This window comes from Salimicrobium halophilum (genome assembly GCF_900100295.1).
Lineage (GTDB): Bacteria > Bacillota > Bacilli > Bacillales > Halobacillaceae > Salimicrobium > Salimicrobium halophilum.
Genome location: NZ_FNEV01000011.1, coordinates 42,066 through 61,775, shown reverse-complemented (window position 1 = coordinate 61,775; position 19,710 = coordinate 42,066). Strand labels below are relative to the sequence as shown.

Genomic DNA, 19,710 nt, shown 5'->3' with positions numbered 1-19,710 from the left:
TCTAAGCATGAAGCCCCCCTTGAGATGAGATTTCCCTTTGTAGAGATGCCTCTGAGACGAAGAGGTTGATAGGTCCGGTGTGGAAGCGTGGCGACACGTGCAGCAGACGGATACTAATCCATCGAGATCTTCTCTATAACGTTGGTCAACGTTTCTTATCCAGTTTTGAAGGTTCATCCTTCAAAGTGATGTGGTGGTAGTAGCGAAGAGGTCACACCTGTTCCCATGCCGAACACAGAAGTTAAGCTCTTCAGCGCCGATGGTAGTCGGGGTTACCCCCCGCGAGAGTAGGGCGCTGCCACATTGACGAAGCCCAGAGGCCACCCCCTCTGGGCTTTTTTGTATAGGAATGATTTGTTGAAAAAATCATAGTTTATAGTAAGGACTATAAAGGTATGAAATTAAGGGGCAGACAAGGAGGGAGCAGAATGGAGGAACTTAAGGAATTCTTCACAAGTATCATCGATGATGATCTGGACATGTTTTTTGTTCGCTTGATTGTCGCTCTCCTTCTCTCGGGTATGATCGGTTTTGAAAGGGAGTTGAAGAGACATTCTGCAGGCTTTCGAACTCATATACTAGTAGGAGTCGGAGCGTGCATTATGATGCTTCTTTCCCTCTATGGGTTTGAAGATTATATACAGAAGTACGACAATATCCGTTTTGATCCGGCTCGTATTCCTTCATACGTAATCAGTGGTATCGGTTTTCTTGGGGCTGGGACAATCATTGTGAATGGAGGAACGATCAGAGGGCTTACGACGGCAGCTTCTATTTGGACGGTCGCCGGTATTGGTCTTGTGGTAGGTGCCGGGATGTATGATGTTGCCGTACTTACGACTGTTCTGGTTCTCCTCAGTTTGATTGTGTTGAATAACGTAGAGGAAAAGTATTTACGCCAAGGTTCCAGAGGTAGCTATCATATTGAAGTTCAACGTCAGGAAAATGTGAAAGATCTGCTGGATCTTCTGGATGGGTTGCAAGTAGACATTGATAAAATGGAAATCAAAAAAGAAGAGGATATTCGGATCGTATTGGAATTATCCAAGTCGAGCACTATTGATGAGGCTACATTATTAGAAGAAATAGGGAAGTTGGACGGGGAAATTTCCGTTTTCCATAAATTTTAATGAAATCTACGTAACAAAGGGGGAGGATGCCTGTAAGATGCAGGTGTCTTCGCCCTTTTATTATCTTTATGCATCTTCCTCTTAAGAACGGGAAAAATACTTTGCACTCATTTTTGCTAATTGAATGGATGTCGTTTATTTTTCTGAAAGGTTTCGGATTACAGTGGCCAGGGGTTTTAGCATCAGTGAAAAAAGGGAAGCATAGAGATGTGAACAAAATAGTTGAACGATAATTAATTTTGAGTATAATAAAATTAAAGTCAAAGATAGTCAAAGTCAGAAGAGGAGGAGGGCTATGCGGAATATATCTGACGTCATCGAAGAATATCTGAAGAAGATTTTAAAAGATAACCCGCATCAGATCATTGAAATCAAACGCAGCGATTTAGCTGAAAAATTTCAATGCGTTCCTTCTCAAATCAATTACGTGATTAAAACCCGTTTCACTGTGGAAAAAGGGTATATAGTTGAGAGTAAACGGGGAGGCGGTGGATATATTCGTATCCGCCGTATCCAGCATGTGACGCACGCCCAGCTGATCGATGAAATCCTGTATCTGATACAGCCTGAGGTTTCCCAAACAAAAGCGTCAGATGTAATAGAACGACTCATAGAACATGAAGTGATTACGGAAAGAGAATCAGAGTTGATCTTGAGCGCCACTGATAGAAAGGTGCTCGCTTTTCCGTTACCTTTAAGAGACGAGGTCCGTTCCAGAATTATGACGAGTATGCTATCCACTCTTAAGTATAAGTGAGGGAAGGGGTGACGCCGTTATGCAATGTCAGCGATGCCAGCAGCGCCCTGCTACCGTGCATCTGACTCAGGTGGTCAACGGTGAAAAAAACGAAGTTCATTTATGTGAGCAATGTGCAAAAGAACAGGGGTATATGAACTATGAGGAAGAGAGTTTCTCTTTGAATGATCTGTTGTCCGGTCTCTTTCATATGGAAGGAAGCAATAACTCCCAGGTATTCAAAGAGAGCAAACAGGCAAAGTCAGGTCTTCAATGTCCGACTTGCGGACTCACCTATCAGGAGTTCACGAGAGTAGGAAAGTTCGGATGCGCTACTTGTTACGAAACGTTCGATGAGCGATTGGATCCTATACTTAGAAGGGTTCACAGTGGGAACACAAGGCACCACGGCAAGGTTCCAAAGCGTATCGGCGGAGACCTTGGTGTCCGTAAAGATATAGAGAAGCACAGAGAGAAATTGCACCAGTTGATCCAAGACGAGGAGTTTGAAGAAGCAGCTAACATCCGGGATGAAATCAAAAAGTTGGAAGAGGAACTGAACCGTGGGAAGGGTGGTGAGTCCTGATGTCCCTGGAGAAGTTCATGAATGAAGCGATAAGCCCGTGGATGCGTCACGACGGTCCGGATAGTGATATCGTTTTAAGCAGCCGGATCCGCCTTGCCAGAAACTTTTCTTCTGAGCCGTTTCCGACAGTCGCTGGAGGGGAACCCTTACAGAACGTCCTTTCTTATATGGAAGAGAATTTCACTGGTCAATCGTTCCGCGACTACGAAGCGTTCCAGCTGGTGAAGATGGATGAACTTGAACCCATTGAAAAAAGAGTACTCGTCGAGAAGCACCTGATCAGCCCTCATCTCGTGGAGAAGGGAGAGCATTCAGCGACCCTTATCTCAGAAAATGAGCAAGTATCGATCATGGTCAATGAAGAAGATCATATCCGCATCCAGCTCTATTTTCCAGGCTTTCAGCTGGATAGGGCGCTTGAACAGACATCTCAGCTTGATGACTGGCTCGAGGAAAAAGTGGACTATGCATTCGACGAACAAAGGGGTTATTTGACCGCTTGCCCGACGAACGTAGGAACCGGAATGAGAGCTTCCGTGATGATGCACTTACCGGCTCTCGCGATGACTCAGCAGATCAACAGGATGACTCCGGCGATCAATCAACTCGGGCTTGTAGTCCGGGGGATCTACGGAGAAGGCAGTGAGGCTGTCGGAAACCTTTTCCAGATTTCCAATCAGATCACTCTCGGGAAGTCTGAAGAGGATATTGTAGAGGATTTGCACAGCGTGGTTCGACAGCTCATTGAGCAGGAAAGGAAAGCCAGGCAGACGCTGATGAGTCGTTCGGCTGTCCAGCTCGAAGACCGTATTTATCGTTCTTACGGAGTACTTAGACACAGTCGCATCATCACATCGAAAGAAGCAGCCGAATGTCTTTCGGATTTACGACTTGGCATTGATCTCGGGTTTATCAAAGATATACCGCGGACGATTTTGAATGAGCTGATGATTCTGACTCAGCCCGGCTTTTTGCAGCGATATGCCGGCGAATCTCTCGATGCGAATGAGAGGGACGTGAAACGGGCGACGCTGATCCGCGAGCGTATACATCTTGAAGATGAAGACTTATGATTCATAAAAGGAGGTAACATACTATGATGTTTGGCAGATTTACAGAAAGAGCACAAAAAGTATTGGCTTTGGCTCAGGAAGAAGCTGTACGACTAGGACACAACAACATTGGAACAGAACATATTCTCCTTGGCCTTGTGAAAGAAGGAGAGGGAATCGCTGCTAAGGCATTAGCGGCCCTTGGACTTGAAGCAGAGACCATTCAGACGGAAGTAGAGAATCTGATCGGTAAAGGGGACCAGGTCTCCCAGACGATTCATTACACGCCACGTGCGAAGAAAGTGATTGAGCTCTCGATGGATGAGGCCCGGAAGCTTGGACACTCTTACGTGGGAACAGAGCACATTCTTCTAGGCTTGATCCGTGAGGGTGAAGGAGTAGCGGCACGCGTCTTGAACAATCTTGGCGTAAGTCTTAACAAAGCCCGCCAACAGGTGTTGCAGTTACTGGGAAATAATGAGTCCACTGGTGGTCAGGGACGCCGTGGCAACAACGGTGCTCAGGCTCAAGGCGGCACTCAGAACACGCCGACACTCGATTCATTGGCCAGGGATTTGACAGCTGTTGCGAAAGAAGGCAACGTTGATCCGGTTATCGGTCGAAGTGAAGAGATCCAGCGTGTCATTCAGGTGTTGAGCCGTCGTACGAAAAACAACCCGGTATTAGTCGGGGAACCAGGTGTCGGTAAAACAGCCATAGCTGAAGGTCTGGCACAACAGATCATCGACAATGAAGTGCCTGAAATTCTTCGCGATAAGCGTGTCATGACGCTTGATATGGGTACGGTCGTAGCCGGAACGAAATACCGCGGGGAATTTGAAGACCGCCTTAAGAAAGTGATGGAAGAAATCCGTCAGGCCGGTAATATCATCCTATTCATCGATGAACTGCACACGCTTATCGGTGCAGGTGGAGCAGAAGGTGCGATCGACGCTTCGAACATCCTGAAGCCATCCCTTGCACGCGGAGATCTGCAGTGTATCGGTGCAACGACAATGGATGAGTACCGTAAATATATCGAGAAAGATGCAGCCTTGGAGCGTCGTTTCCAGCCGATCCAGGTGGATGAACCGACCACAGAAGAATCCACACAGATTCTGCAGGGACTGAGAGATCGTTATGAAGCTCACCACAGAGTGACGATCACAGATGATGCTATCGAATCTGCAGTCCGCTTCTCAGATCGCTATATCACGGATCGCTTTCTTCCGGATAAAGCCATCGACCTGATTGATGAAGCAGCATCGAAAGTGCGACTGCGTTCTTACACAGCTCCGCCGAACCTTAAAGAATTGGAACAGAAGCTAGAAGAGGTTCGTAAGGAAAAAGACGCTGCTGTCCAAAGCCAGGAGTTCGAAAAAGCAGCATCTCTGCGTGATAATGAACAGCGTCTGCGCGATGAACTGGAAGAAACGAAGAAAGAATGGAAAGAGAAACAGGGACAAGAAGATTCAGAGGTCACTGTCGAAGACATCGCCTCCATCGTTTCTACCTGGACCGGTGTTCCTGTGAAGAAGATGACGACGGAAGAAAGCGAACGTCTCCTTCACCTTGAAGAGACGCTTCATAACCGGGTTATCGGTCAGGATGAAGCAGTCAATTCGATTTCCAAAGCGATCCGCCGGGCTCGTGCCGGTTTGAAAGATCCGAAACGTCCGATCGGTTCCTTCATCTTCCTCGGTCCTACCGGGGTAGGTAAAACAGAACTTGCCCGTGCTCTTGCGGAGAGCATGTTCGGTGAAGAGGATGCTATGATTCGTGTAGACATGTCCGAGTACATGGAAAAACACAGCACCTCCCGTCTTGTCGGCTCTCCTCCAGGTTACGTGGGATATGATGAAGGTGGACAGCTGACCGAGAAAGTGCGCCAGAAACCATATTCTGTTGTATTGCTCGATGAAGTCGAAAAAGCGCACCCGGATGTCTTCAACGTCCTGCTTCAGGTGCTTGAAGATGGTCGTCTTACAGACGGAAAAGGACGCGTGGTCGATTTCCGTAATACAGTCCTTATCATGACATCGAACGTCGGTGCCCAGGAATTGAAGCAGAACAAATATGTCGGCTTCACAATGGGAGATCAGGATCAGGATCACAAAGACATGAAGTCGAAAGTAACGGAAGAGCTGAAGAAAGCGTTCCGTCCTGAATTCCTGAACCGTATCGATGAAACGATTGTGTTCCATTCTCTCGAGAAGAAACACATGAAAGATATCGTAACACTGATGGCAGATCAGCTGAGAACCCGACTCAAGGAGCAGGAAATCGACTTTACGTTGACGGATAAAGCCATCTCTCACATTGCAGAAGAAGGCTTCGATCCGGAATACGGAGCTCGTCCGCTTCGCCGTTCTCTTCAGAAGAACGTAGAAGATCTTCTCTCTGAATCACTGCTGAAAGAAACCATCCACAAAGGTCAGAAAGTAATCATCGATCTGGATGAAAATAATGAATTTGTTGTTTCTACAGAGACAGCAGAAGCGTAAGACTGAATCGGAAGGCATGTGCCTTCCGATTTTTTTCTACTTGTATTAGAATAGAGTTTTACCTTCCATGGTTGCTCCTTTGTATCTCGTGGGGGCGGGTATCGTTGATATGGAATGTTTTAATCAATTAGAAGGTAGAAAGTGTAGCATAAATCACTGTATGAGATGGTTTTGCCCGTGTTAGGGAAAAAAGTATACCAATAAGTAAAGTATGAGCTGTTTTCTCGGCTTATAGCGTGGGAAGTGTGGCATAAGTTTGCGTTCCTTGGGGCAGGGCTTCTACGCTTTTCATGTCTAGCTGCAACACCTAGCCCTTAGCGACATAAGTGAAAACCATCCGTAAAGAAGGAGAGCGCTTCTTTAGGCTGATTTTCACTTATGCGAGAAGGGCTGAGCAAGGTGTCTCCGCTTTTCCATTCGTAAGAAAGTTTTAATAGAATTGATATAGCACTGAAACTTATTCAGGGGATGTTTCGTATATAATAGATAATAGGGGGAGATGTAGGTTTGGCTAAGAAGAAAACGACGTTCGTCTGTCAGGAATGCGGCAATGAATCTCCGAAATGGATGGGGAAGTGCCCGGCCTGCGGGCGATGGAACACTCTCGTAGAAGAAGTGGCGATTACCGGGAAGAGCAGCCGCCACACTTTCCAGACAACTAACGAAACGAAATCGAAACCGGAAAAGATCTCTTCCATCGAATTGAAAGAAGAATCGCGGATAGAAACAGCAATGCCTGAACTGAACAGGGTGCTTGGGGGCGGTATTGTCGGAGGGTCGCTGGTTTTGATAGGCGGCGATCCGGGTATTGGGAAGTCAACTCTATTGTTGCAAGTTTCCTCTCAATTAGCAGACAAAGACCTTCCTGTGCTGTATATCTCCGGAGAAGAATCAGCGAAACAGACGAAACTGCGTGCAGATCGTCTTGGCATAACCTCGGACCAGCTTTATATTCTTCCAGAGACGAATCTCGCCCACATTGTCACGCATATAGAAAGTGTAGAGCCGAAATTTCTGGTCGTGGATTCCATCCAGACTGTTTATAAAGAAGAGGTGACTTCCGCACCCGGAAGTGTGTCTCAAGTACGTGAATGTACGAGTGAATTGATGAGAATCGCCAAAACGAAAGGGATCCCTGTATTCATCGTCGGCCACGTTACGAAAGAAGGGTCGATTGCCGGTCCTCGCCTCCTGGAACATATGGTGGATGCTGTCCTTTATTTCGAGGGGGAACAGCATAATACGTTTCGTATTGTGAGAAGTGTGAAAAACCGCTTCGGGGGCACCCACGAAATGGGGATTTTCGAAATGAAAGAAGCGGGGCTGGAGGAGGTGCTGAATCCTTCAGAAATATTTTTAGAAGAACGGTCGAAAGGCACGGCGGGGTCTACTGTTGTTGCTTCCATGGAAGGAACAAGACCTGTGCTCGTAGAGATTCAGGCATTGATTTCACCCACTGCTTTCGGTAACCCGAGGCGAATGGCGACAGGCCTTGATCATAGCCGGGTACCGCTGCTTATGGCTGTTTTAGAGAAGAGAGCCGGATTACTTCTGCAAAACTATGATGCTTATGTGAAAGTAGCCGGAGGCGTGAAGCTGGATGAGCCGGCAATCGATTTAGGTGTGGCTATCAGTATTGCTTCAAGTTTCAGAGATCAGGTGCCAAAGGCGTCGGATGTATTGATAGGAGAAGTAGGGCTGACCGGAGAGATAAGACGTGTCTCACGTATCGAACAGCGCGTTCAGGAGGCTGCGAAACTCGGATTTTCCCGTGCCGTCATCCCTTCAAAGAATCTGGAAGGATGGACAGCACCTGAAGGGATCGAAGTGATCGGTGTGGAAACGATCAAGGAAGCGATGCAGATTACATTGGAAAACTGAAATGAGGGTACTGGTGACTTTCCGGTGCCGCTCCTTTTGGAATATAGATGTCCTATCGGGAATTGATAGGGAAATTTCAAAAAGAAGTATGGATGATTTTTTATTAGGGTCATAATGATTAGAGGAGGTGAGAAAAGTGTTAAGACGTGTAGTGCAATTATGTCTTATTATTACGGGGGGTACTGTAGGTTATTTATACCTTCCGGAAATTTTCACGATGTTCGGGTGGGCTTTTGAGCCATGGCTACAGGAAATAATCGGAGCTGTTGTCGGTGCACTCATATTGTTCTTATTAACTTTTTGGCTTGTGTCTCCGATTGTGAGACTTTTGAAATGGGCGGAAGATTCCCTAGTGGGAGCGCCAGTCGGCGAATTATTGTTCGGAAGCCTTGGTCTTATCGTCGGTTTGCTGGTAGCTTATTTGATCAATACGCTCTTACTTGATATCGAGATTCGTATCATCAGTCAGTTGCTTCCGATTTTCGTAACGATTCTTCTCGGGTATTTCGGATTCCAGGTAGGATTCAAACGGAAAGATGAATTCATCAACCTTCTAACAGTGACGCGTCGGGAAAAAGAAGAAGATTTGAAGCAAGCGACACGTCAGGAAGAAGAGAAGGAGACTTCTGCTCTGATTCCGAAGAAAAAGATACTGGATACAAGTGTCATCATCGACGGGAGAATCGCAGATATCTGCGACACCAATTTTTTGGAGGGAACGATTGTCATTCCGCATTTCGTGCTCGAAGAATTGCAGCATATTGCTGATTCTTCCGATGGACTGAAACGGAACCGTGGTCGACGGGGACTTGATATTCTTAACCGTCTGCAACGGGAAGTTCCTGTGAACGTCGAGATGTATGACGGAGACTTCGAGGATATCCAGGAAGTGGATAGCAAGCTGGTCAAACTTGCAAAGGTCATGGATGGGATTGTGGTGACGAATGATTTCAACCTCAACAAAGTCTGTGAATTCCAGGGAGTGCAGGTGCTGAACATCAATGACCTCGCCAATGCTGTGAAACCGGTCGTACTTCCGGGAGAAGAGATGAGGGTGCAGGTCATCAAAGACGGGAAAGAACAGAATCAAGGTGTCGCTTATCTGGATGACGGCACAATGATCGTCGTCGAAGAAGGAAAAGGGTTTATCGGGGATACGATTGATGTCATCGTCACAAGTGTCTTGCAGACCTCTGCCGGTCGTATGATCTTCGCAAAACCGAAATCCCTTGAAAAAGCACTATAAAAAAGGTATAAACGAATAAGAGAACTATAAAAGTGATAACATCAGGTTATCGCTTTTATTTTGTGAAAGAAGCTAAGAAAACATAAGTGATAGAGTATCAACTATGTCCAGTTCCAACGTTTCTTAGAATCGATGCTCGGGGGAGACAGATGACGAATTATACAGTAGTGATAGTAGCAGCAGGTCAGGGCAAACGAATGAACGCAGGGCGCAACAAACAGTTCCTCATGATAGGGGAGCGTCCTTTGATTGTACATACCCTCCAGGCTTTTACGAAAGATAAGGAGTGCCGGGAGATTATCCTTGTGACCAATGAGTCGGACGAAGAGGATATGAGAGGGTTGATGAACCGGTATAAGTTGCCGAAGATAAAGCTTGTACACGGAGGAAAGGAACGCCAGGATAGTGTCTATCAGGGGCTGCTGGCAGTATCGGATCCTCATCTCCCTGTACTTATTCACGACGGAGCACGGCCTTTCGTCAAAAAGGAGAACGTACACGAGCTCGTGAAGAGGATTCAGGAAGATCAGGCGGCACTTTTAGCGGTTCCGGTAACCGATACGGTGAAACAGATGAAAGACGGCAAATTGCAAACACTGAATCGTGATCAGCTATGGGCGGCTCAGACACCTCAGGGGTTTTCCTATGATTTAATTAAAAGAGCCCATGAAAAAGCCCAGAAAGACGGGTTTTATGCAACCGATGACGCCGCTTTAGCTGAAAGTTTCGGGTACGATGTATCGATTGTGCACGGTAGCTATGACAATATAAAAATAACGACACCGGAAGATTTACAGAAAGCGACGGCTTACGTGAATAAGTAATACGGGAGGTGCTGATTCAGGATGAGAATCGGTCAAGGATTCGACGTACACCAGCTCACAGAAGGAAGAAAATGTATCATCGGAGGAGTGGACATTCCTTATGAAAAAGGGCTGGCCGGCCACTCGGATGCAGATGTGCTACTGCATGCTATCACCGATGCGATACTCGGCGCGATAGGGGAAGGGGACATAGGGAAACATTTTCCTGATACGGACCGTGCCTTCAAAGATGCGGATTCCAGGAAATTGCTCCAGGAAGCATGGAAGATAGTAGAAGAGAAAGGATTCACTCTTGGCAACCTCGATGCGACAGTGATCGCCCAGGCGCCTAAGATGGCTCCTTATATCTCGGAGATGAGAGAAACGATAGCCGGACTCTTGAACGTAGAAGTGTCCCAGGTGAATGTGAAAGCGACAACGACGGAGAAACTCGGTTTTCCGGGACGCTCCGAAGGAATAGCTTCCCAGGCCGTTGTCCTATTGCAAAACGGTCCACAATAGGGAAGAAAACGTGGTAGAATATAAGAAAAGCGGAATCACCCCGCTTAGAAACCTTAGTCATAAGTAGCCTCGGCTTCTTTTGGGTGGGGTTTCCCAAAAAAGGCGTGGCTACTTATGGCTCCGGTTTCTGGGTGAAGCAGCTGGATCTGATGAAGAGCCAGAAAGCCCACTTATGTTATGGACTTCCGGGCTTCATAACTGGACCTGAAAAAAGGCGAGGCTAAGTACGACTCCGGTCCCCGGGCTTCTGGTAAAGAATGGACAAGCCCGTGGATGCAAACCAAGCAATACCGATAGTGAATTCATATATTTCTTTTAAATAGACGCACGGAAACTGAGGAAGGGGAATAAGCATGACTAATGAAGTAAGAGTACGGTATGCGCCGAGTCCTACCGGCTACCTGCATATCGGAAACGCAAGAACAGCTCTGTTCAATTACCTATATGCCAAACACAACAACGGCACATTCATCATCCGCATCGAAGACACGGATGCCAAAAGAAACGTCGAAGGTGGAGAACAAAGTCAGCTGGACTATCTCCAGTGGCTCGGCATCGAATGGGATGAAGGAGCCGGACGCGGCGGCGATTACGGCCCGTATCACCAGATGCAACGCCTTCATATTTACGAAGAATATGTGGAAGAGTTACTTAAGAAAGATCTCGCGTACAAATGCTATATGACAACAGAGGAACTCGAAGAAGAGCGGGAAGCACAAAGAGCCCGCGGGGAAGTTCCTAAATACTCAGGAGCGCACAGCAATCTGACGAAAGAAGAACAGGAACAGTTCGAAGCCGAAGGCAGAGAGCCGAGCATCCGTATTCGTGTACCAGAGAACAAGACGTATACATTTACGGACATTGTCCGCGGAGATATCTCCTTCGATGCCAGCGACTTCGGAGACTGGGTCATTGTGAAGAAGAATGGCACGCCGACGTATAACTTTGCTGCGGCCATCGATGATTACCTTATGAAAATTTCCCACGTCCTGCGCGGGGAAGAGCACATCTCCAATACACCGAAACAGATGATGGTGTATGAAGCGTTCGGATGGACGCCTCCACAGTTCGGACACATGACACTTATCCTGAACGAAGATCGGAAAAAGCTCAGTAAGCGTGACAACCATATCCTGCAGTTCATCAGTCAGTATCATGAGCGCGGCTATTTACCGGAATCGTTGTTCAACTTCATCACGTTGCTCGGATGGTCGCCGGTAGGGGAAGAAGAACTCTTCTCCAAAGCGGAACTGATCGATATTTTCGACCAGGATCGTCTATCTACATCTCCGGCAGTATTCGACCCTGCTAAACTGAAGTGGATGAACAATCAGTACATCAAAGAGCTGACATTCGAGGAAATTCTCGATATGACTATTCCTCACCTGGAGAAAGCGGGAAGAATATCAGAGAAGCGCTCCGAAGAAGAACAGAAATGGGCGGAAGAGCTTATCCGTCTGTATCAGCCGCAGTTGAATTACGGAGCGGAGATCGTAGAGCTTACGGAACTTTTCTTCAAAGAGACCATCGACTACGACGAAGAAGCGATGGAAGTTCTGAGCGGGGAACAAGTACCGGAAGTGCTCGAAGCATTCAAGCGTAATCTTGATCAGCTTGAAGACTTCACGCCGGAGAACATCAAACCGCAGATGAAAGCCGTCCAAAAAGAAACAGGACACAAAGGCAAGAAATTGTTCATGCCGATCCGCGTTGCGACGACGGGCCAGACGCATGGACCGGAACTTCCGAATGCGATTCACCTGCTCGGATACGAAACGGTTTCTGCTCGCCTGGAGAATGTACTGGATAAATTGAAATAAAGCAAAGCGAGGACGGGGAGAAGTAGGAAGCAGTTTTTCACACAGAGAGAACCGGAGTGGCTGAGACCGGTTTTGAGAAACGTTTCTGAAATGCACCCCGGAGCCTTCCGTCGAAGTGAGTAGACGAAGCGGTCACTTCCCGTTATCGAAGAAAGAGAGAAAGAAGATCGTTTCTTTCAAACAGAGTGGAACCACGTGGGAGCGTCTCTGTGCTTAGGGCACAGAGGCGCTTTTTTTACTAAGTCAGGTAAAAGGAGGAAGTATCATGGGGATGTTCAAAATGTTCAAAGAAGATGTAGACGTCGTCTTCGACCAGGACCCGGCTGCCCGCTCCTATCTGGAAGTGATTCTTACGTATGCCGGCCTGCATGCGATCTGGTCCCATAGAATCGCTCATGGATTTTATAAGCGTAAATTCTTTTTCATCGCAAGAGTCATATCCCAGATCAGCCGTTTTTTCACCGGTATCGAAATCCATCCGGGTGCCACCATCGGCAGACGGTTCTTCATTGATCACGGGATGGGAGTAGTGGTTGGAGAAACGTGTGAAATCGGCGATAACGTCACGATCTTCCAGGGGGTCACACTCGGCGGTACAGGAAAAGAAAAAGGGAAACGTCACCCTACCCTTGATGATAACGTGCTGGTAGCGACGGGAGCGAAAGTGCTCGGTTCTATTACGATCGGAGAGAATTCCAAAGTAGGAGCCGGTTCTGTCGTACTGCATGAAGTACCGGAAAATTCGACAGTAGTCGGTATCCCTGGGCGTGTGGTTGTCCAGAACGGAAAGAAAGTGGAGAAAGCGAGAGAAGACCTGGACCATCACAAATTGCCGGACCCTGTTTACGACAGGCTTAATGAAATGGAAGAGGAAATCAAACAGATGTGCGAAGAGCTGAATATCGAAAGAAAAAGGAGTGACGATCATGAGCATACAAATTTATAATACCCTGACGAGACAAAAGGAAGCATTCACCCCCATCGAAGAAGGCAAGGTGAAGATGTATGTGTGCGGGCCTACCGTATACAACTATATTCACATCGGAAACGCAAGACCCGCGATCGTATTTGATACCGTACGACGTTACTTCGAGTATAGAGGGTACGAAGTGGTATATGTCCTGAACTTCACGGATGTAGATGACAAACTGATCAAAGCTGCCAATGAACTGGGAGAAGAAGTGCCACAGATTGCGGACCGTTTCATCGAAGCTTACAAGGAAGACGTGGGGGCTTTCGGTGTCAAAGAAGCCGTCTATCATCCCCGCGTCACAGAGAACATGGATGAGATCATCGCTTTCATCAAAAGCCTGATCGATAAGGGATATGCGTATGAAGAAGGCGGAGATGTATATTTCCGGACGCGCAAGTTCAATAACTACGGGAAATTGTCGCACCAGTCCGTCGATGAACTCCAGTCCGGATCGCGGATTGAAGTCGGAGAAAAGAAAGAAGACCCGCTCGACTTCACGCTGTGGAAAGAAGCGAAAGATGGAGAAATCCGCTGGGAAAGCCCCTGGGGAGAAGGACGCCCGGGCTGGCATATCGAGTGCTCGACGATGGCGAAAAAATATCTCGGCGATACGATTGATATCCATGCGGGCGGTCAGGATCTCACGTTTCCTCACCACGAAAATGAAATCGCCCAATCCGAAGCGCATAATGAGACAGACTTCGCGCGTTATTGGATGCATAATGGGTATATCAATATAGAGAACGAGAAGATGTCGAAATCGCTCGGAAACTTCGTTCTTGCTCATGATCTTATCAAGCAGCATGACCCTCAGATGATCCGCTTTTTCATGTTGAGTGTACAGTATCGTCATCCGATCAACTTCAGTGCGAGTCTTCTGGAGAGCGCGAAAAATGGGTTTGAGCGGATCAGGAATGCTTATGAAAATGCGAAGCATCGCAAGGATACCAGTATGAATCTCACGCAGGATAAAGACGAATGGCTCGAGGAGATCCGGGGTCTGAAGCGGCGATTCATCAAAGAGATGGATGATGATTTCAATACAGCTAACGCCATCGCGGTTCTTTTCGACATAGCGAAATCAGCGAATCTTTACCTGCAGAAGGATCAGACGGATGAAGAAGTTCTGGATGCCTATGCAGAACTATTGAAGGAATTGACCGGGGTGCTCGGTCTCGAAATAGAAACGACGGAAGAACTGCTGGATGAGGAGATCGAAGCGAAGATCAAAGAAAGGGAGCAGGCAAGGAAAGATCGTAACTTCCAAAAAGCCGACCAGATTCGCGACGATCTGAAAGACCGAGGGATCGTTCTCGAAGATACGTCTCAGGGCACCAGGTGGAAACGGGCATGACAAAGGTGGAAAATGCTCATCAAATGAAAAGCCTTGCTCTCGCCTACATGGGAGATACGATCCACGACCTGTACGTCCGCGAACATCTTCTGGTGAAAGGGACGATTCAACCGCAGAAGCTTCACCAGTCCGCTGTCCGGTTCGTATCAGCAGAAGCCCAGTCCTTCGTAGCGAAAGAATGGGCGGCCCAGGAGATACTTGGGGAACGTGAGAGTTCTGTATTCCGGCGAGGGAAAAATGCGAAGTCCGGATCCATTCCGAAGAACACAGATGTGCTCACCTATCGTTATGCGACGGCTTTCGAAGCGGTTCTCGGGTATTTGTATCTTGCCGGAGAAGAGGAAAGGCTTTCCGAGCTGGCCCACGGAGCCATCAGAAGCATAGAAGAAAAGGAGGGAGAAGCATGAGCAGTGAGTGGATAATAGGAAAAAATGCAGTACAGGAAGCGATCACAGCAGGAAGGCCCATCAATAAAGTGTTCGTCTCGGAACAATTGCAGCAGCAGGCGATCAAGAAGATCGAAGCGACCGCGAAGAAGCATAATATTCTTGTGCAACGGGTGCCGAAGCAAAAAATCGATCAGCTGGTGGAAGGGAATCACCAGGGCGTGGCGGCTGCTGTAGCAGCTTATGAATACAGTGACCTTGAAGACTTGTTCACACGTGCCGAAGAAAAAGGGGAGGCTCCTTTTTTCATGATTCTTGATGAACTCGAAGATCCGCATAACCTCGGTTCTATTCTGCGTACCGCTGATGCCGCGGGGGCTCACGGAGTCATCATTCCGAAACGTCGATCTGTAGGATTGACGGGAACGGTCGCAAAGACATCTGTCGGAGCTATCGAACATGTGCCTGTCGTCCGGGTGACCAACCTGGCCAGGACGATCGATGAACTGAAAGAAAGGTTCGTATGGGTCGTCGGTACGGCAGCGGATGGAGAGGAAGATTACCGTCAGCTGGACGGCACACTTCCTCTCGCACTGGTCATCGGCAACGAGGGAAAAGGAATGAGCAGGCTGACCAAAGAGAAATGCGACTGGCTCATCCGTCTCCCTATGACCGGCCACGTGGAATCCCTGAATGCTTCTGTCACGGCTTCGCTATTGATGTATGAAGTGTTCAGGAAACGTCATCCGGTAGGTGGATGACGATGAATGTCCTGTTGGTCGACGGCTATAATATGATCGGCGCCTGGCCGGAGCTGAAAAAGCTGAAGGATAGTGATCTATCCCAGGCCCGTGATCTTCTGGTGGAGATGCTGGCGGAGTATCAATCTTACAAAGGGGACAGGGTCATCGTCGTATTCGACGCTTATCACGTCCGGGCGCTTGAGAGAAAACAGAAGAATTACAAAGTCGAAGTCATTTACACGAAGGAAAATGAAACGGCGGACGAGCGGATCGAGAAGCTCGCCGGCTCGCTCAATGATGTAAGGACACAAGTGTACGTAGCGACTTCGGACTATGCGCAGCAGCGGGTGATTTTCGCCCAGGGAGCATACCGGATCTCTGCGAGAGAACTTTATATCGAAATGAAGAATGTGCAGAAGTCGATTGAAGAAGACGTAGCGGAAAGAACGACAGAAACGTACACTCCCAAGATTCCTCTGAACAAAGACGTACGGGAAGCTTTTGAAAAATGGCGACGCGGAGATAAGTGAACAGTGTGTTGACGGTAAGGAAGCGCTTACTATATAATGTTTCTATATTTAGGAAGTTCGGTTTTGGAAATCCTGATTCAACTTAGGAGGCATAGGGACGGGCATGAAAACACTTCAATTGCAGGATTTGGATGACGAGCAGGTACTTGCTCGCATCAATAGGGGAGACAGTGACGCTTTGAATTATCTGATCCAAAAATATAGAGGGTTTGTCCGTGCGAAAGCGAGGACGTACTTTCTCATAGGGGCGGACCGCGAGGACATCGTCCAGGAAGGCATGATCGGGTTGTACAAGGCCATCCGCGATTACCAGGGGGACAAGCTTTCCTCCTTCAAAGCATTCGCAGAGCTTTGTATTACCAGGCAAATCATCACAGCGATCAAAGCTGCTACCCGTCAAAAACATATTCCGCTTAATTCTTATGTGTCACTGGATAAACCTATTTATGATGAAGAATCCGACCGCACACTCCTTGATGTCGTCATGGGTTCAGAAACGATCAACCCGGAAGAGATGATGATCCACAAAGAGCGCTTTGTGAATATCGAAGGAAAAATGGAAGAATTGCTGAGCAATCTCGAGAAAGAAGTGCTTGCCTTGTATCTGGACGGAGACTCTTATCAGGAGATCTCTGAAAAAATGAACCGTCACGTGAAATCGATCGACAATGCTCTGCAGCGGGTGAAGAAGAAGATGGAGAAGCATTTGGAGGCAGAAGAAATGGCGGTCAAAGGGTAATTGACACTCCATTGTAACCGTGCTACATTAGGAGAAGTGACTAAAACCTCTGCACAAGGGGACGTTGATGTTGAGAAAAAAGGTTATTCTGGCTTGTACTAAATGCTCCAGTCGAAATTATTCCACCCATAAGAAAGCAGAAAGTACGAACGACCGGTTAGAAGTGAAGAAGTTCTGCAAACGTTGCGGAGAGCACACACTTCACCGGGAGACGAAGTAAGAGGGAGTTTGGGGGTGTCACAGAATGATTACATTTTTGAAAAACGTATCCCGTGAAATGAAGAAAGTCAGTTGGCCTACGGGTAACGAGCTGACACGGTACACGATTACCGTTGTTGTGACGGTGGCTTTCGTCGCGATATTCTTCGGAATTGTAGACCTTGGGATTTCCCAGGCGCTAGAACTCATAACGGGTTAAGCAAGTTGTGCTGTTCTTTAGATTTGAAGATAGAAGATGCATGGAAAACCCGTTCGGCGGGTTTTTTCCAGTTCAAACAAGATAAATAAGGGAGGGAAGGACAAAGCGTTTGTCCCCACCACATGGAAAAAAGATGGTATGTTGTCCACACTTACTCAGGATATGAAAATAAAGTTCGGACGAATTTAGAGAAACGCGTTGAGTCTATGGGGATGGAAGATAAGATCTTCCGCGTCATTGTTCCTGAAGAAGACGAAACAGAAATCAAAAACGGGAAGCGGAAAGTTTCAAAGAAGAAAGTATTCCCGGGTTACGTACTTGCAGAAATGGTCATGACAGATGATTCCTGGTACGTAGTACGTAACACTCCCGGCGTTACAGGATTCGTCGGCTCGACAGGTTCGGGGTCAAAACCTATCCCTCTTCTACCAGAAGAAGCAGAACGTGAATTGAAGCGTATGGGTATGAGTGAAAAACAGAACGTGGATATCGATTTCGAAGTGAAAGAACACGTCAAAGTGACCGATGGACCGTTCGCCAATTTCACAGGTACGATTGAAAACATCGATCTGGATAAACAGAAAGTGAAAGTCCATGTGAACATGTTTGGACGGGAAACACCGGTGGAACTCGAGTTTTCCCAAATCGACAAATTATAAAGAAGTTACATTCTCTACTTGCAAATGTTCAAGTTAGATGATAGAATTTCTATGTTATTTGCACGTCTCAAATGAATGAGATGATTGCATAAGAGTGGGAGGGGAAAACCCCTATTACCACATCACGGACTTTAAGGAGGTGTGTCTCGTGGCTAAAAAAGTAATTGATGTAGTTAAGCTTCAAATTCCTGCAGGTAAAGCGAACCCAGCACCGCCAGTAGGTCCTGCTCTAGGTCAGGCTGGTATCAACATCATGGGATTCTGTAAGGAGTTCAACGCTCGTACGCAAGACGAAGCGGGCATGATTATTCCGGTAGAAATTACGGTATTTGAAGACCGTTCATTTACATTCGTAACGAAAACCCCGCCAGCTGCCGTTCTTTTGAAGAAAGCAGCAGGGATTGAGTCTGGTTCCGGAGAGCCGAACCGCAATAAAGTAGGTTCTGTTAAACGTGAACAGGTTCGCGAAATTGCAGAAACGAAAATGCCTGATTTGAACGCTGCTGATGTCGAAGCTGCAATGCGTATGGTAGAAGGTACTGCGCGCAGCATGGGACTTACAGTCGAAGACTGAGTAAGCAGCTCTTAAGGATGCAAAGGTTGCGAGTGAGGATAACCCTTCTTTCGCAACCTTTATCGTGTTACAGGCCAAAATGCTTCCCTTGATGGGAAGCATGGAACTTTCCCCGTAGGGACTGCGGGGAAAGCCTGTTTCGTGCCCGGCGTATGCCTGGCAGTCACAGGGACCTTTCGCCATGTGGCGTAAGGTGTGCAATCGTGGGAGGTCCAACCGCTAAAACCACAACGAGGAGGAAAAGAAATGGCTAACAATAAATCAAAAAGACAACAAGAGATCGAAAAGCTTGTTGATCGTTCTAAAGCATATGAAGCAAGTGAAGCTGTAAGCCTTGCAAAGCAAACGGCTAAAGCGAACTTTGATGAAACAGTAGAAGCTGCTTTTCGTCTGGGAGTAGATCCTAAGAAAGCAGACCAGCAAATCCGTGGTGCAATGGTATTGCCACACGGTACAGGTAAAACACAGCGCGTTCTCGTTTTCGCTAAAGGTGACAAAGCGAAAGAAGCAGAAGCAGCAGGCGCTGATTTTGTAGGAGAGCAGGACCTTATCAATCAGATCAACCAGGGATGGTTCGACTTTGATGTGGTAGTTGCCACTCCTGACATGATGGCTGAAGTAGGGAAACTTGGACGTGTCCTTGGACCGAAAGGCCTTATGCCGAACCCTAAAACTGGAACGGTTACTTTCGAAATCGAAAAAGCTGTCCAGGAAATCAAAGCTGGTAAAGTTGAATATCGCGTAGACAAATCTGCGAACATCCACGTTCCGATCGGAAAAGCTTCTTTCGATGAGCAAACATTGAAAGAAAACTTCGATGCTCTTACAGAAGAACTTCTTAAAGTGAAGCCTCAGGCTACAAAAGGCATTTACATGAAGAACGCTGCTGTATCAGCAACGATGGGACCTGGAATCAAAGTAGATATCGCAGGCTACGTTAAAAAATAAATTCTTGACTTCCTAGATAAGATTAGATATAATCAATCGTGTTGTATAAATGAATACGTTGTACCGTAGACAGCAGGCGCACAGAAGTGCTTAATTTCCTGCCGAG

The 19,710-nt window shown here is 47.3% G+C and carries 21 protein-coding genes, 2 rRNA genes and 2 other annotated features (1 of these 25 cut by a window edge); all 23 genes read left to right on the top strand.

Annotated elements, in window-relative coordinates; translation table 11 throughout:
* A 23S ribosomal RNA gene (locus BLQ44_RS14600) occupies positions 1-137 on the top strand; the annotation flags it as partial.
* Positions 138-189: 52 nt separating this feature from the next.
* Positions 190-304: ribosomal RNA gene (gene rrf / locus BLQ44_RS14595) — 5S ribosomal RNA — on the top strand.
* A gap of 175 nt (positions 305-479) precedes the next feature.
* Positions 480-1,130 carry an MgtC/SapB family protein gene (locus tag BLQ44_RS14590; protein WP_407690378.1) on the top strand — a complete coding sequence of 217 codons (651 nt, stop codon included), beginning with the start codon at positions 480-482 and terminating at the stop codon, positions 1,128-1,130.
* Positions 1,131-1,425: 295 nt separating this feature from the next.
* Entirely contained in the window at positions 1,426-1,887 is a 462-nt protein-coding gene (locus BLQ44_RS14580; protein ID WP_093194632.1) for a CtsR family transcriptional regulator, read from the top strand.
* A 19-nt stretch (positions 1,888-1,906) separates the two neighbouring features.
* Complete coding sequence (locus BLQ44_RS14575) at positions 1,907-2,452, top strand: UvrB/UvrC motif-containing protein (protein ID WP_093194631.1); 546 nt, start codon at positions 1,907-1,909, stop codon at positions 2,450-2,452.
* Entirely contained in the window at positions 2,452-3,525 is a 1,074-nt protein-coding gene (locus BLQ44_RS14570) for a protein arginine kinase (protein WP_093194630.1), read from the top strand. Before BLQ44_RS14575 ends, BLQ44_RS14570 begins: the two co-directional genes overlap by 1 nt.
* 23 nt (positions 3,526-3,548) lie before the next feature.
* A complete protein-coding gene (gene clpC, locus BLQ44_RS14565; RefSeq protein ID WP_093194629.1) occupies positions 3,549-6,008 on the top strand; it encodes an ATP-dependent protease ATP-binding subunit ClpC in 2,460 nt (819 codons plus the stop codon).
* A gap of 507 nt (positions 6,009-6,515) precedes the next feature.
* Positions 6,516-7,889, top strand: coding sequence for a DNA repair protein RadA (radA, locus tag BLQ44_RS14560; RefSeq protein WP_093194628.1), 1,374 nt, complete (start codon positions 6,516-6,518; stop codon positions 7,887-7,889).
* 136 nt (positions 7,890-8,025) lie between these two features.
* Positions 8,026-9,135: a PIN/TRAM domain-containing protein gene (locus BLQ44_RS14555; RefSeq protein ID WP_093194627.1), complete on the top strand. Its 1,110-nt coding sequence runs from the start codon at positions 8,026-8,028 to the stop codon at positions 9,133-9,135.
* Positions 9,136-9,284: 149 nt separating this feature from the next.
* The gene (gene ispD / locus BLQ44_RS14550) at positions 9,285-9,959 is read left to right on the top strand and encodes a 2-C-methyl-D-erythritol 4-phosphate cytidylyltransferase (protein WP_093194626.1); all 675 of its coding nucleotides are present in this window, start codon (positions 9,285-9,287) and stop codon (positions 9,957-9,959) included.
* Between the two features lie 21 nt (positions 9,960-9,980).
* Entirely contained in the window at positions 9,981-10,460 is a 480-nt protein-coding gene (gene ispF / locus BLQ44_RS14545) for a 2-C-methyl-D-erythritol 2,4-cyclodiphosphate synthase (protein WP_093194625.1), read from the top strand.
* A gap of 353 nt (positions 10,461-10,813) precedes the next feature.
* On the top strand, positions 10,814-12,280 hold the full coding sequence (gene gltX, locus BLQ44_RS14540; RefSeq protein WP_093194624.1) for a glutamate--tRNA ligase: 1,467 nt from the start codon (positions 10,814-10,816) through the stop codon (positions 12,278-12,280).
* Positions 12,281-12,492, top strand: a binding site (T-box leader).
* Positions 12,493-12,545: 53 nt separating this feature from the next.
* Positions 12,546-13,226 carry a serine O-acetyltransferase gene (gene cysE / locus BLQ44_RS14535; RefSeq protein WP_093194623.1) on the top strand — a complete coding sequence of 227 codons (681 nt, stop codon included), beginning with the start codon at positions 12,546-12,548 and terminating at the stop codon, positions 13,224-13,226.
* Positions 13,207-14,607: a cysteine--tRNA ligase gene (gene cysS / locus BLQ44_RS14530; RefSeq protein WP_093194622.1), complete on the top strand. Its 1,401-nt coding sequence runs from the start codon at positions 13,207-13,209 to the stop codon at positions 14,605-14,607. Before cysE ends, cysS begins: the two co-directional genes overlap by 20 nt.
* Positions 14,604-15,014: a Mini-ribonuclease 3 gene (locus BLQ44_RS14525; RefSeq protein ID WP_093194621.1), complete on the top strand. Its 411-nt coding sequence runs from the start codon at positions 14,604-14,606 to the stop codon at positions 15,012-15,014. The genes cysS and BLQ44_RS14525 overlap by 4 nt, the downstream gene beginning before the upstream one ends.
* The gene (gene rlmB, locus BLQ44_RS14520) at positions 15,011-15,754 is read left to right on the top strand and encodes a 23S rRNA (guanosine(2251)-2'-O)-methyltransferase RlmB (protein WP_093194620.1); all 744 of its coding nucleotides are present in this window, start codon (positions 15,011-15,013) and stop codon (positions 15,752-15,754) included. Before BLQ44_RS14525 ends, rlmB begins: the two co-directional genes overlap by 4 nt.
* A gap of 2 nt (positions 15,755-15,756) precedes the next feature.
* Positions 15,757-16,266: an NYN domain-containing protein gene (locus BLQ44_RS14515; RefSeq protein WP_093194619.1), complete on the top strand. Its 510-nt coding sequence runs from the start codon at positions 15,757-15,759 to the stop codon at positions 16,264-16,266.
* A gap of 103 nt (positions 16,267-16,369) precedes the next feature.
* A complete protein-coding gene (gene sigH, locus BLQ44_RS14510; RefSeq protein ID WP_093194618.1) occupies positions 16,370-17,005 on the top strand; it encodes an RNA polymerase sporulation sigma factor SigH in 636 nt (211 codons plus the stop codon).
* 70 nt (positions 17,006-17,075) lie between these two features.
* On the top strand, positions 17,076-17,225 hold the full coding sequence (gene rpmG, locus BLQ44_RS14505) for a 50S ribosomal protein L33 (RefSeq protein ID WP_093194636.1): 150 nt from the start codon (positions 17,076-17,078) through the stop codon (positions 17,223-17,225).
* 24 nt (positions 17,226-17,249) lie between these two features.
* Positions 17,250-17,423, top strand: a complete 174-nt coding sequence (gene secE / locus BLQ44_RS14500) for a preprotein translocase subunit SecE (protein ID WP_093194617.1) — start codon at positions 17,250-17,252, stop codon at positions 17,421-17,423.
* A gap of 122 nt (positions 17,424-17,545) precedes the next feature.
* On the top strand, positions 17,546-18,082 hold the full coding sequence (gene nusG, locus BLQ44_RS14495; protein WP_093194616.1) for a transcription termination/antitermination protein NusG: 537 nt from the start codon (positions 17,546-17,548) through the stop codon (positions 18,080-18,082).
* 148 nt (positions 18,083-18,230) lie between these two features.
* Positions 18,231-18,656 (top strand): 50S ribosomal protein L11, encoded by a 426-nt coding sequence (rplK, locus tag BLQ44_RS14490; protein ID WP_093194615.1) that lies wholly within the window; start codon positions 18,231-18,233, stop codon positions 18,654-18,656.
* A 246-nt stretch (positions 18,657-18,902) separates the two neighbouring features.
* The gene (rplA, locus tag BLQ44_RS14485; protein ID WP_093194614.1) at positions 18,903-19,604 is read left to right on the top strand and encodes a 50S ribosomal protein L1; all 702 of its coding nucleotides are present in this window, start codon (positions 18,903-18,905) and stop codon (positions 19,602-19,604) included.
* Between the two features lie 45 nt (positions 19,605-19,649).
* Positions 19,650-19,710 (top strand) — a sequence feature (ribosomal protein L10 leader region) (it continues 81 nt past the right edge of the window).